This is a genomic window from Micromonospora alfalfae, assembly GCF_022230925.1.
GTDB classification, from domain to species: domain Bacteria; phylum Actinomycetota; class Actinomycetes; order Mycobacteriales; family Micromonosporaceae; genus Micromonospora; species Micromonospora alfalfae.
On the sequence record NZ_JAKKFH010000045.1, the window covers coordinates 294,032 to 307,113 of the forward strand.

Genomic DNA, 13,082 nt, shown 5'->3' on the forward strand with positions numbered 1-13,082 from the left:
CGGGGGCGTGGCATATGGTCGCGAGATGGCGGGCACCAAGGCAGCGGTCACCGAGGTCGAGGTGGCCGGGCACAGCGTACGGCTGAGCAGTCCGGATCGGGTGATCTTCCCGCAGCGGGGGTTCACCAAGGCGGACGTCTTCCACTACTACCTCGCGGTCGGCGACGGGATCATGCGTGCCCTGCGGGACCGGCCGACCACCCTCCAACGCTTCCCCGAGGGCGTCGACGGCGAGGCGTTCTTCCAGAAGCGGGTGCCCACCCGGGGGGTGCCACAGTGGGTGACGACCGCGCAGATCACCTTCCCGAGCGGGCGGACCGCGGCGGAGCTCTGCCCGGCCGATCTGGCGCACGTGGCCTGGGCGGCGCAGATGGGCACCATCGTCTTCCACCCGTGGCCCGTGCGGGCCGCCGACGTCGACCGCCCCGACGAGCTGCGAATCGACCTGGACCCGCAACCCGGCACCGACTTCGCCGACGCCGCGCGGGCCGCCGGCGAGGTCCGCGCGCTCCTCGACGAGCTGGGCGCGACCGGCTGGCCGAAGACCTCCGGCGGCCGGGGCGTGCACGTCTACCTGCGCATCCAACCCCGCTGGACGTTCACCGAGGTGCGCCGGGCCACCATCGCGCTGGCCCGGGAGGTGGAGCGCCGCAACCCCGACCTGGTCACCACCGCCTGGTGGAAGGAGGAGCGCGGCACCCGGGTCTTCGTCGACTTCAACCAGATGGCGCGCGACCGCACCATCGCCTGCGCGTACTCGCTGCGGGCCAACGCGCGGGCCACCGTCTCGACCCCGGTCACCTGGGACGAGCTACCCGACGTCGACCCGGACGACTTCGACCTGCGCACCGTGCCAGCCCGGCTCGCCGAACGAGGTGATCCGCACGCCGGCATCGACGACGCGCCGTGGGACATCACCCCGCTGCTGGAGTGGGCCGAGCGGGACGCCGCAGCCGGCCAGGGCGACCTGCCGTACCCGCCGGACCACCCGAAGATGCCCGGCGAACCCAAACGGGTGCAGCCGAGCCGTGCCAAGCGCACCCCGGACGACGACAGCGCCTGACCCCCTGCTGTCATGGCCTCGGCTGAGCCGTCGACGCCAGAAACCTGTCGAACAGCGCCCGTGGGTCGGGTGCTGGGTCGGGGTTGAGCTTGAGCAGGTCGGCCGTGATCGCCAATCAGCGGAACTTCCCGGAGCCGGTCGCCGTGCTGGCGATGGGAAAGCTCTGGCGGAGGTCGGACGTAATGGCGTGGATTCGGGAGCGCCGGCCGGGGCTGGCTGAGGGTTGACGAAGCCCTTTAACGGGTGGTCCGGCGCGACCGGAATTGTCGTACACCTGTTCTAGGCTTTGCTCGTGATCGATGAGTTGGTGCGGGCGGAGAGTGCGGTGGCGGCCTGCGTCGACGCCCCGGCCTGGGCCCTCTCCGAGCGCGATCTGATCGCGGCGCTCGACACCACCCACCGGCTACAGCAACGGCTGGCGGCAGCGCAGTTGGCGGTGGTCCGTGAACTGGACGGTCGAGGCACCGCGCTCGCGCAGGGCGCCTCCTCGACGACGGTGTGGTTGCGTCACCGCCTGCGACTCGACGTCTCCGCCGCCCGTCGGCTGGTCGGTCTCGCCGCCTCGCTCGACGTGGCCCCGCCCGGCGTACGCGACGCCCTGGCGAGCGGGGCGGTCAGCGTGGAGCAGGCCCGGGTCGTCGCCGACACGGCCGCCACTGTGACGGCGTCGGCGGGCGTCGAGGTGGCCGACAAGGCAGTCGGTGTGCTGGTCGGGTGGGCGGCGCAATTCGACCCCACCCTGCTGCGCCGGATGGGCACCCGGATCCTCGATCACGTCGCTCCCGACCTCGCCGACGCCGCCGCTGCGGCGGCCCTGGCCGCCGAGGCCGCCCGGGCCTCCCGCGATCGGCACGTCACCATCTCCGAGCAGACCGGCGGGCGGTTACGGCTCAGCGGCACCCTCGACGCGGAGGCCGCGGCACTCTTGCGTGCCGTCATCGACCCGCTGAGCGCACCCGCCGGGCCGGACGACACCCGTTGTGCCGGCCAGCGCCGCCACGACGCTCTCGCCGACGTGTGCCGGCTGGCGCTGCGTACCGGTGAACTGCCCGAGAACGGTGGCGACCCGGCCCAGATCGTCGTCACCACCGACCACGACGGGCTGGCGCGGCAGTTGGGTGCCGGTGCCCTCGACATCGGCCTGCGGCTCACCCCGGACGCGGTTCGCCGGCTTGCCTGCGACGCCGCCATCCTGCCCGCAGTGCTCGGCGGCGCCGGCCAGGTGCTCGACGTGGGCCGGCAACGCCGCCTGATCACCGGGCCGTTGCGGCGGGCGCTGGTGTTGCGCGACGGCGGCTGCGCCTTCCCCGGCTGCGACCGGCCGCCGCGATGGTGCGCCGCCCACCACATCCGGCACTGGGCCGACGGCGGCCCGACCAGCCTCGACAACGCGGTGCTGCTCTGCGGCCACCACCACCGGCACGTCCACCAGGCCGACTGGGTGGTCCGGCTCGGCGACGACGACCATCCGGAGTTCGTGCCGCCGGCCTGGCTCGACCCCGAGCAGGTTCCGCGCCGCAACCACTACCACCGACGAGCGTAGGGCGCGTTTCGCCGCCGCCGCCGCCGCTGCAGCCGCAGCCGTCAGTCAGTCGATCAGTCGATCAGTCGATCAGTCGATCAGTCGATCAGGTGGATCTTGTCGTGCCAGTCTCTGCCGCATGGCGGTGCGACCAGACGAGTTCTACGACCGCGCGGTCGCTGCCGCCGACGGCGTTGATCGAGTCCCACGGTGGTCACCGGCTGTCGGACCCGGCGGATAGCTTGCGTGCATGACGAGCGCCGAGCTGGATGAGTTGGTCGTCGCGGACGCCGACGCCCTACGCGCGTGGTTGTCGGCAAACCACGCCACGTCGCCCGGCGTGTGGCTCGCCCTGACCAGGAAGGGCGGCACCGTCACCACGGTGACCTGGCAACAGGCGGTCGACGAGGCCCTGTGCGTCGGCTGGATCGACGGGCAGGCCCGGAAGCGGGATGAGGAGTCCTCCTGGATCCGGTTCACCCCACGCCGGTCCCGCAGTTCGTGGTCCCAACGCAACGTCGCCAACGTGGCTCGGCTGGAGGAGCAGGGGCGCATGCTCCCGGCGGGCCACGCCGCTGTGGATGCCGCGAAGGCGGACGGGCGGTGGGCGGCCGCCTACGCCCCGCCGTCGGAGGCGGAGGTGCCGGCCGATCTGCTCGCCGCCATCGCCGCCGAGCCCGCCGCCCAGGCCATGCTCGACGTGCTCACCAAGGCCAACCGGTTCGCTCTCATCCATCGCCTCAACGCCGTCAAGCGGGCGGAGACCCGCGAGCGCAAGATCGGCGAATTCGTCGCCATGCTGGCCCGGCACGAGACGTTCTATCCCCAGAAGGCGAAGCCGACGTCGTCGTGAGAGGCCTGAAGCAGTCGATTGACTTTCGATAGGTAACGAGCGAAACTCGATGCATGGTTACAGAGCATCGAGCGGTTGCCGCTCTCAGAGTTTTCCTCGTGGTGCTGTTCGGGGTCCTGGTCCTGTTTCAGACCTTCTCCCTGCCCGGGCAGTTCGCCCACATGGCCCAGGAATCGCCGCAGGACGCCTACCTCAGGTGGCCGGCAACGGTCGTGGCGGTGTTCTGGGTGCTGTGCGTCCAGATCGTCATCGTCGCGACCTGGAAGTTGCTCAGCCTGGTCAAGAGCGACCGCATCTTCACCGAAGCGTCCCTGAAGTGGGTGGACGCGATCGTCTGGGCCATCGCCGCCGCGTGGTTGGTGCTCGTGGGTGTCTTCCTCTACGTGGGGTTCAACGCCGACGACCCGGGGCTGCCGCTGCTGCTGTTCCTGCTGACGGTGGGTGTCAGCGTGCTGGGGCTTCTCATGGTGGTGATGCGGGCGCTGTTGCGGCAGGCCACCACCCTGCGGACCGACATGGAAGCGGTGATCTGATGCCCATCGTCGTCCGCATCGACGTGGAGTTGGCCAAGCGCAAGATGAGCGTCGGCGAGTTCGCCGAGCGCGTCGGGCTCACCCCCGCCAACGTGGCGGTGCTGAAGAACGGCCGCGCCAAGGCGGTCCGCTTCAGCACCCTCGAAGCGATGTGCCGAGTGCTCGACTGCCAACCCGGAGACCTGCTGGAGTGGGTCGAGGAGGAAACCGGATGAAGTACGTCCTGACCGTCGCCGCCGTTCTCGTGGTCGCCCTCGGCGTCGCCGGAATCGTGCACGGCGAGGCCGACGACTCGCCGGGTCTCCAACTCCTCGGCGTCGTGCTCGTACTCGGCGCGGTGGTGTTCGGCATCCGCAACATCCGAGGCGGCAGTTAGCCGCTCAGGCGCGCTGGCCGGCCTGAGCTGACCCCTCCCGCAATAACGATCATGTAACGGGCGCGAACCTTTCCCGGTAGGTGGCCTGTCTTGATGGTCGTCGGCCCGCCAGGGCCAGGGGAGGCGTCGGATGAAGCTGGTGTGGAGGCGGGCCCGCGAGGCGCGAGGGTTGCTGGTCGCAGCGGTGATCGCTGCCCTCGTCGCCGTCGCGTTGGTCACTGGGCTGTCCGACTACAACCGTCGGGCGGTGGACGCCGGGCAGCGGGCACTGGTCGGAGCCTCGCCCGCCGAGGAGCGCGGCCTTCTGGTCACCGGCTCGGGCGGGCGGGACGCGGCCGAGTTCGCCGCCCGGGACAAGGCGGTCCGGGCCGAGTTCGCCACCGGGCTCGGCGGCGTCCCGGTCAGTGTCACCGCCGCCCGTTACGGCACCGGCCGGGAACTGACCGGCGACCTCGGGCAGATCCCGCGTACGGCCGACGAACCGGTCTTCGCGAACCTGGCCACCCTCGCCGACCTCGCCAGCCACGCGGAGCTGACCAGCGGAGCCTGGCCCAGCCCCGGAGCGAACCCCGTCCAGGTGAGCCTGCCCGAGCGGGTCGCCGGCGCCCTCGGCCTGACCGTCGGCGAACGCGTCCCGGTGCGTGACCGGGCCACCGAACGACGCGGGGAACTGGTGCTCGCCGGCACCTGGCGGCCCCGCGACCCGGCGGACGCGTACTGGCTGCTGGCCCCCGGCGTGGGAGCGGGCAGCGTCGGTTCCGGCACCTCGTACGGGCCGTTCACGCTCGACCCGGCCGACTTCGCGGCCACCTTCCCGGGCTCAGTGTCGGCGTCCTGGCTGGCGCAACCGGACCTCGGTGGCGTCGACACCGCCGACCTGCCCGCCGTTCGGAAAGCCCTCACCGAGGCGGTCTCGGCCGTGCCCGAGGCCGCCCAACTGGGCAGCTCCGGGCAGACGGTGACCAAGATGCCGCAGTTGCTGGACCGGATCGGCCGCGCCGACCTGGTGGGTCGCTCGTCGCTGGCCACCCCGCTGCTGCTCATCCTGGTGCTCGCCGGTTACGCGCTGGTGCTGGTCGCCGCGCTGCTGCACGAGGACCGCCGCCCACAGACCGCGCTGCTGCGCGCCCGCGGGGCCGCCCGTCGGCAGTTGGCCGGCCTGGCCGCCCGTGAGGCGACCCTGGTGGTCGCCCCCGCCGCCGTGCTCGGTCCGCTGATCGCCGGTGAGGCGTTGCGGTACATCCGACCCGGCGGGTCGGGTGACGTCTACACCGCCGGCGGCAACACCACACTGGTCTGGGCGGCGGCAGCGGCCACCGCGGCCGGCTGCCTCGTCGCCATGGTCCTTCCGACGCTGCGTGGCGCCGGTACCTACGTCGCCGACATGGCGGCCCGATCCCGGCCGAACCGGTCCGCGAGCGTCCAACGCGCCAGCGTCGACCTGGTGCTCGTGGCGCTCGCCGTGCTCGCCTGGGTGCAGCTGCGCCGGTACGCCTCCCCGCTGGCCGGCTCGGGTGGACAGCTCGGGCTCGACCCGCTGCTGGTCGCAGCCCCGACGCTCGGCGTGCTGGCCGGTGCCGTACTGGCGTTGCGGGTGCTCCCGCCGCTCACCCGGTTCGCGGAGCGGTTCGTCGACCGACGTCCCTGGACCGCCACCATGTTCGGCATGTGGCAGGCCGGCCGGCGTCCCCACGCCGGCCCGGTGCTGCTGCTCGCCCTCGCCGTCGGCGGCAGCACACTGGCCTGGTCGCTGATCAGCACCGGCGAGCGGTCCCAGGTCGAGCAGGCCGGCCACACGGTCGGCGCGGACCTGCGGGTGACCGAACGGACCGGGGGCGCCCCACCGACCCGGGCCGCTGAACTCGCCGCGCTACCAGGCGTGGACCGGGTGCTGCCGGCGTGGCGCGACGAGATCCGGGTCGGGCGGGAGAACCTGCCGGCGACGGTGATCGGTGTCGACCCGGCCAGCGCCCCGGGCGTCGTCCGGCTCGCCGACCGGCTCGGGGACGGGTCGGCGTCGGAGCAGTACCAGCGCATGATCGATGAGCGCGGGGCCCCCGCCGGTGTCGAACTGCCAGCCGGGGCGCGGGCGATCACCGGCACGGTCCGTACCCCGGTGAGCAGCGCCGCCCGGTCGCTGAAGGTCGCGGTGACGCTGCTGGTCACCAGCTCCGACGGGCTCGCCCTGCGGCTGCCGGCGGCGAACGCCGACGGTGACGGCCGGGCCACCCGGTTCTCCGTACAACTGCCCGACGTGGACGGGGCGCGGCTGCGGCTGGCCGGGTTCGAAGCCGACGGCGGGCTGGCGGCCGGCAACGCCTACCGACTCCAGGTGGACGGGTTGGCGGTGGTCAACGCCGACGGCACGACCCGACCCGCCGAGCTGAGCGGCGACTGGGTGCTGGCGGCCCCCGGCGTCGCGTCCACGCCGGTGCAGACCGCCGGGGCCGGTTTCGCAGCGGTCCACGCCGTTGAGGTGATTCCCGGCGGGCAGTTCGCGTACCAACCGCCCACCCGGTTCTCCGTCGTGGCGGGCGGGGTGAGCAAGCCCGCGCCGGTGCTGATGACCCCCCAGGTACGCGAGGCACTGAGCCTGAACGTCGGCGACACCGTCGACCTCACGCTCTCCGGGGTGACGGTGCCGGTGCACCTGGTCGGCGAGTTGAGCGCCGTGCCGACGACCACCACCGCGGCCGGTGTGCTGCTGGACCTGCCGGCCGCTGTCGACGCGATGATCCGGAGCAGCGGCGCGGTGCGACAGGTACCCGAATGGTGGGTCGGCGCCGCCGACGCGAACGCCGCCGCCCAAGCGGTCAGCGCACTCCCGGGCGTCACGGTGCTCAACCGGGAGGCGGCCATCGAGGCGGCCGCCGACGACCCGTACTGGCGCGGCTCGCGTACCGGGATGCTCGCCGCCGCGCTCGGCGCGGTGCTGCTCGCCCTCGTCGGCCTGATGGTGGACGTGTGGGCCACCGCCCGGCGTCGGCTCGGCGAGTTCGCGGTCCTGCACACCCTCGGCGCCACGCCCCGGCTGATGGCCCGGGCGCTGCTCGCCGAACAGACGTTCCTCGCCGGCATCGGCGTCGGCGTCGGGCTGTTACTCGGCACCGTGGTCGGCGCGACGATGGCCCCACTGGTCATCCTCACCCCGGCCGCCGGCCGGCCGATCCCCCCGGCGGCGTTCGTGCTGCCCTGGGTGCCGATCGGCCTGACCGCTGCCGGTCTGCTGCTGGCGGCCCTCGCCTTCAGCGCGTTCATCGCCACCGGCATCCGTCAGCGGGTGGCGGCGGTGCAGCTGCGAATCGGGGGAGAACGATGAGCGTCGGGGCGGCCGTCCGGCGGGTCCGGGCGTACGGGGGTCAGTTCCTGCTGCTGGCGGTGCTGACACTTGTGGTCACGCTGCTGATCAGTGGAGTGCCCCGGCTGGTCAACCGGCTCGCCGAACAGGGGCTGCGAGCGCAGCTCAACAGCGAGCCGGCCGCCCGCCGGGACCTCTCGTACACCACCAGCATTGAGCCCGCGACCTCGCGGCGGACGGCGATGGGCGACGCCGCCGAACGGTTCGACGCCCTGGCCGCCGAGATGCCGCCGCCGGTGCGTTCGGCAGTGACCGAGCGGTGGTACAGCGTCGAGACCGCCGCGGCCCGCGTGGTCGGACCGGACCTGGCGGCCCGCAACCTGCTGGTCGACATGAGCCTGCGGGCCATGCCCGACATTCAGGGCGCGAGCACCCTGGTCGAGGGGGCGTGGCCGAGCGAGACGTACGTTCCCGACCGGCCGATCGAGGTGGCGCTCGACGTCGACGTGGCCCGCAAGCTCAACCTGCGCGCCGGCAGCCAACTGCGCATCGGCAACACCGACGACAAGGGCAGACTCATCAGCGGTGCGCCGCTGGCGGTGACCGGGCTGTTCCGCCCGGTCGATCGCGCCAACGGCATCTGGGACGGGCTCCCGCAGCTGCTGCGGATCATCGAACCGCAGGGTGATGGCCAGCCGTTCGTCATCGTCGGCGTCGTCGCGCAGTCGCCCCTCAACAAGCGTGCCGCCGAGGGCTGGCCGATCCAGTCCAACTGGCGGTACCGACTGGGCGTCGACCGGATCGACGCCCGCGAGCTGGACCAGATAATCGACGGCCTTCAGGTGATGCAGCGCAACCGGCCGGCGGGGATCACCCTGACCCAGGGCGCCGACGTTCCGTTGCGCGCGTTCGCCGCCCAGATCGACGCCGTCCGGACCCTGCTCGCGGTGATCGCGGCCGGCGTCCTGGCCACCCTGGCGGGGCTCATAGTGCTCGCGGCCAGTCTCGCCACCAGGCGGCGTCGCTCGGAGTTCGCGCTGCTGCGTGCCCGTGGGGGCGGGGCCACCGCCGGCGCCCGGCGCAGCCTCGCCGAGTCGGTGCTGGTGGTGCCGATCGCCGCCGTGCTGGGCTGGTGGCTGGGCACGCTGTTCCCCGGTGCCCCGGATCCCACCACGCCGTACGTCATCGGCGTGGCAGTGCTCGTCACGCTGGCACTGCCGTTGGCGACGCTGGCCGTACCGGCCGGGGGAGCGGGGCGCCGGGACCTGATCCGGGTGCGCCCGTCGGCCCGTCGGCTCACCGTCGAGGTCTCCCTGTTGCTCCTGGCCGGGCTCGCGGCGGTGCTGCTGCGTCGGCGGGGCCTGACCCTCGGCGAGGTGGACCCGCTACTCGTGTCGGTGCCGGTGCTCCTCGCGGTCGCGGCGGCGGTGCTGGCGCTGCGCGCGTACCCGTGGCCGTTGTTGCTGGTCAGCCGGCTGGCCGCGCGTACCCGGGGCAGCGTGGCGTTCCTCGGCACGGCCCGCGCCGGCCGCGCGGCGGTCGCCGCCCCGCTGGTGGTGGTGGTGCTGGCGATCGGCACCGCGGCGTTCTGCGCGGTAGTGGCCGCCGGCGTCGACGCGAGCAGGGAACGGGCCGCCGCGCAGATCGTGCCCGCCGACGCGGTGATCCGTGGCGAACGCTTCGCACCCGACACCATCGACGAACTGGGCCGCCTGCCCGGGGTCCGGGCCGTCACCCGGGTGCTGTTCGAGGACGACGAGCGGTTCGCCTCCGACGAGGCCGGCACCGACGCCTTCATCGAGCAGACGGACGTGCTGCTTGTCGACGGCTCGGGGTTGGACACCGTCGCCCGCCAGTCCCAGGTGGACGTGTCGGTTCCGGCCGCGCTGCGCACCGCCGGACCCGGCCCGGGTCCGCTGCCGGCGATCGTCTCACCGGCGGTCGCCGCCGACCTGGCGAAGGCCGGTCTGGACGACTCCGCCTTCATCGTGGTGCAGGGCCAGCGGTACGAGTTCCGGGTGGCCGGCACCGCTGACGGGTTCCCGATGTTGGCGGCGAACACCAGCCGGTTCGTGATCCTGCCCTGGCAGGCCCTGCCGACGCGTACCACCACACCCGTGCCGACCAGCCTGCTGATCGCCGGGGACTCGCTGGACGCCGAGGCGCTGCGCGTCGCCGGCGACCAGGGGCAGGAGCGCTACCAGCGGGGCGGCACGGTCACCGGTCGGGAACGGCTGATCGGCGTCACCGTCGACACCAGGGCGGACGTCCGCCGGGACCTTGGCCAGGGCGGGGCGAACGGAGTGCTGGCCTTCGGGTTCGTGGCCGGCGCCGCTGGCGGCACGGTGCTCGGGCTGTTGGCCATCGCGTTCACGGTGTTGGCCGGCGCGCGCGCCCGGGGCCAGGTGCTGTCCCGGCTGCGTACCCTCGGCCTGTCCCGCCGGCAGTGGCGCGGGCTGCTGCTGGTCGAGTTGACCCCGCTGGTAGCGGTGTCGGTGCTGACCGGCGCGCTCGTCGGGGCGGTGCTGCCCCTGCTACTCAACCCGGTGCTCGGCCTGTCCGCGTTCACCAGTGGTGTGCCGGTTCGGGTGGCCTTCGAGCCCAGCCTGGTCGCCGCGGTGCTCGCGCTCGGGGCCGTCGCCCTCGGCTTCGCGGTCGCCGTCGAGGCCCTGAACAACCGCCGGTTGCGCCTCGGAGAGGTGCTTCGGCTCGGAGAGGAGAGCTGAGATGACCGCTACCGCCCAGACTCCACTGGTGCCTGACCTGGCCGCCCTGCAACAGCGGGCCGCACAACGCGCCGCCGAGCGGGCCGGCGGGCAGGACCGCCTACGCGGGCACATCGTCTGCGACGGCCTGGTGCGCATCTTCAAGACCGAGGGGGTGGAGGTGGTCGCCCTGCAGGGGCTCGACCTGGTCATCGACCGGGGTGAGCTGGTGGCGATCGTCGGTGCCTCCGGTTCGGGCAAGTCGACACTGCTCAACATCCTCTCCGGCCTGGACACCCCGACCGCCGGTATCGCCCGGGTGGCCGACTACGACCTGCTCTCGCTCTCCGCGAAGCGGCGGCTGAGCTACCGCCGGCAGTTGGTCGGGTTCGTCTGGCAGCAGACCGGCCGCAACCTGCTGCCGTACCTCAACGCGCTGGAGAACGTCGAGCTGCCGATGCAGTTGGCGGGCAAGCGCAGCGCCAAGGCCCGCCGGGCGCGGGCCCGGGAACTGCTCGACCTGGTCGGTGTGGGCTACTGCGCCGACCGGCGGCCGGGCCAGCTCAGCGGCGGCGAGCAGCAGCGGGTCGCGGTGGCGGTGGCGGTGGCCAACGACCCGGAGGTCCTCTTCGCCGACGAGCCGACCGGTGAGCTGGACGAGGCGACCGGCGCGGACGTCTTCGCGGCGCTGCGCACCATCAACGCGGAACTGGGCGTCACCATCGTGGTCGTCACCCACGACCACGCCGTGGCCACGCAGGTCCGCCGGACCGTCGCGATCCGCGACGGTCGGACCGCCTCCGAGGTACGCCGGACCGCGCGGATCGACGCGGACGGCAACACCGAGCTGGTCAGCGAGGAGTACGCGGTGCTGGACCGCAACGGTCGGATGCAGCTACCCGCTGCGTTCGTCGACGCGCTCTCGCTGAAGGAGCGGGTCCGACTCGACCTGGAGCCGGACCACGTGCAGGTACGGCCCGGCAACCGGGCCTCGGACGATCGGGGGGCGCGGGCATGAGCCGGCAGGACATGGTGGTGACCGGAGCGGCAGGTTTCGGCGGTGCGCCAGCGGCGCACCCCGACGAGGTGGTCCGGGTCAGTGGGGTCAGCCGGACCTTCGGTCGTGGTGAGCACGCCGTGCACGCGGTGCGGGACGTGTCGTTCACCGCCAACCGGGGCGAGTTGGTCGCCATCCGAGGTCGGTCCGGGGCCGGCAAGACCACGCTGCTGAACCTGATCGGCGGGCTGGACCGGCCGGACAGCGGCCAGGTGGTGGTGGCCGGGCACGAGGTCACCTCGGCCGGGGAGGCGGAGCTGCTGCGGCTGCGCCGGGGCACCGTCGGGTTCGTGTTCCAGACCTTCGGGCTGGTGCCGATCCTCTCCGCCGCCGAGAACGTGGGCGTGCCGTTGCGGCTGGCGCAGGTGCCGGCCGCGGAGCGGGAGGAGCGCGTCGCTGTGCTGCTGGAACTGGTCGGCCTGGGCGGGCACGCCGCGCAGCGCCCGTACGAACTCTCCGGTGGCCAGCAGCAGCGGGTCGCGGTGGCGCGTGCGTTGGCCAACGAGCCGGACCTGCTCATCGCCGACGAGCCCACCGGTCAGCTCGACTCGGAGACCGGCCGGTCCATCATGGACCTGCTGCGCGCGGTGGTGCACGCCCGCGGCATGACGGCGCTGGTGGCCACCCACGACCCGGCCCTCATCGATCTCGCCGACCGGGTGCTCGTCCTGCGCGACGGCCGCCTGGTCAACGGCTGACCGCCATCGAACTGCTGCCCGACGCTGTCCCACGCCCCGCCGTGTGCGGCAGTTGGGCGGCGGGTAGCTGGGCGGCGGATGGTGGTCGGCGGGTGGCTGGGCGGCGGGTGGTGGTCCGCGCTCGATGTGGAGCTGATGTCGTCAACGAATCGCCGGACGGTGACTCGTCTACGACATCAGCTCCACAGCCTACGTACGGCGGTAGGGCGAGGGAGTTCCCCTACCGCGTCTGATCGGGCCGGTCGTGTGTGGGCCGGTCGATCCTGGGTTGGTCGGTGCGCTTCTGGCCGTCGGGAAGAGACCCGGCGAGCGGGATCAGCAGGCAGCCCAGCAGGGCGAGGAGAAGACCGGCACCCGGCCCCGTCGAGATCAACTCGTGTTCGACGTAGGGGTCCTCGGCCTCGAAATACCAGTACGCCCCGGTGAGGCTGCCGCAGGCGAGCACGTTGGAGATAGACACCGCGCCAGGCGGGCAGCCAGAACGCGACGATGACCAGGAGGACGGCGGGTCAGAGCGCGAGTTTCATGCCCTCGTGGCTGGCCACGAAGCCGAGGCCCAGGTAGAAGCGGTGCGCGTCCGCGCGGGTCTTGTCGGTGGTGAGCTGCACCAGTGCGCAGCCACGCTCACGGGCCTGGTCGACGGCCCAGGTCATCAGCTGTCGGCCCAGCCCCTGACCACGCCGGTCGGAGCGGACCCGCACCGACTCGATCAGGGACCGTTCGCTGCCGTGCCGACCCAGACCTGGGATGTAGGTGATCTGTAGGCAGCCGACCGTCTCGCCATTCTGCTCGGCCACGATGAGCTGGTTGCGCGGATCGGCGCTGATGTCCGCGAACGCCTTCTCGTACGCCTCGTCGACCTCGGTGAAGTCGCGGGCCTTCCCCAGGACGTCGTCGGCGAGAAGGGCGATGACGGCGGGCAGGTCGGCCCGGACCGCCTCCCGGTAGGTCACGTCGCTCATGCTGGTGATCCTGGC

Annotated in this window: 12 protein-coding genes; 10 read left to right on the plus strand and 2 right to left on the minus strand. The window is 72.8% G+C overall.

All coding sequences use genetic code 11. The annotated features are described in order from the left end of the window. Positions 1-25: 25 nt before the first annotated feature. The 10 genes from ligD (at position 26) to MED01_RS30390 (ending at position 12,105) form a co-directional block, all read left to right on the plus strand. On the plus strand, positions 26-1,063 hold the full coding sequence (gene ligD / locus MED01_RS30345) for a non-homologous end-joining DNA ligase (protein WP_238671883.1): 1,038 nt from the start codon (positions 26-28) through the stop codon (positions 1,061-1,063). A gap of 292 nt (positions 1,064-1,355) precedes the next feature. Further along, complete coding sequence (locus MED01_RS30350) at positions 1,356-2,606, plus strand: HNH endonuclease signature motif containing protein (protein WP_238671884.1); 1,251 nt, start codon at positions 1,356-1,358, stop codon at positions 2,604-2,606. 229 nt (positions 2,607-2,835) lie between these two features. After that, entirely contained in the window at positions 2,836-3,438 is a 603-nt protein-coding gene (locus tag MED01_RS30355) for a YdeI/OmpD-associated family protein (protein WP_238671885.1), read from the plus strand. Between the two features lie 98 nt (positions 3,439-3,536). After that, a complete protein-coding gene (locus MED01_RS30360; RefSeq protein WP_238671886.1) occupies positions 3,537-3,971 on the plus strand; it encodes a DUF2975 domain-containing protein in 435 nt (144 codons plus the stop codon). After that, positions 3,971-4,186 (plus strand): helix-turn-helix domain-containing protein, encoded by a 216-nt coding sequence (locus MED01_RS30365; protein WP_238671887.1) that lies wholly within the window; start codon positions 3,971-3,973, stop codon positions 4,184-4,186. The genes MED01_RS30360 and MED01_RS30365 overlap by 1 nt, the downstream gene beginning before the upstream one ends. Continuing rightward, positions 4,183-4,347 carry a hypothetical protein gene (locus tag MED01_RS30370; protein ID WP_238671888.1) on the plus strand — a complete coding sequence of 55 codons (165 nt, stop codon included), beginning with the start codon at positions 4,183-4,185 and terminating at the stop codon, positions 4,345-4,347. Before MED01_RS30365 ends, MED01_RS30370 begins: the two co-directional genes overlap by 4 nt. Before the next feature lie 130 nt (positions 4,348-4,477). Then, on the plus strand, positions 4,478-7,666 hold the full coding sequence (locus tag MED01_RS30375) for an FtsX-like permease family protein (RefSeq protein ID WP_238671889.1): 3,189 nt from the start codon (positions 4,478-4,480) through the stop codon (positions 7,664-7,666). Further along, complete coding sequence (locus tag MED01_RS30380) at positions 7,663-10,371, plus strand: FtsX-like permease family protein (RefSeq protein WP_238671890.1); 2,709 nt, start codon at positions 7,663-7,665, stop codon at positions 10,369-10,371. Before MED01_RS30375 ends, MED01_RS30380 begins: the two co-directional genes overlap by 4 nt. Position 10,372: 1 nt before the next feature. Further along, positions 10,373-11,368 (plus strand): ABC transporter ATP-binding protein, encoded by a 996-nt coding sequence (locus MED01_RS30385; RefSeq protein ID WP_238671891.1) that lies wholly within the window; start codon positions 10,373-10,375, stop codon positions 11,366-11,368. Between the two features lie 11 nt (positions 11,369-11,379). Further along, positions 11,380-12,105, plus strand: a complete 726-nt coding sequence (locus MED01_RS30390; RefSeq protein WP_238671981.1) for an ABC transporter ATP-binding protein — start codon at positions 11,380-11,382, stop codon at positions 12,103-12,105. Positions 12,106-12,325: 220 nt separating this feature from the next. On the opposite strand, the gene MED01_RS30395 is transcribed toward MED01_RS30390, so the two are convergent. Beyond that, the gene (locus tag MED01_RS30395) at positions 12,326-12,565 is read right to left on the minus strand and encodes a hypothetical protein (protein WP_238671892.1); all 240 of its coding nucleotides are present in this window, start codon (positions 12,563-12,565) and stop codon (positions 12,326-12,328) included. A gap of 49 nt (positions 12,566-12,614) precedes the next feature. After that, positions 12,615-13,067, minus strand: a complete 453-nt coding sequence (locus MED01_RS30400) for a GNAT family N-acetyltransferase (RefSeq protein WP_238671893.1) — start codon at positions 13,065-13,067, stop codon at positions 12,615-12,617. Between the last annotated feature and the right edge of the window lie 15 nt (positions 13,068-13,082).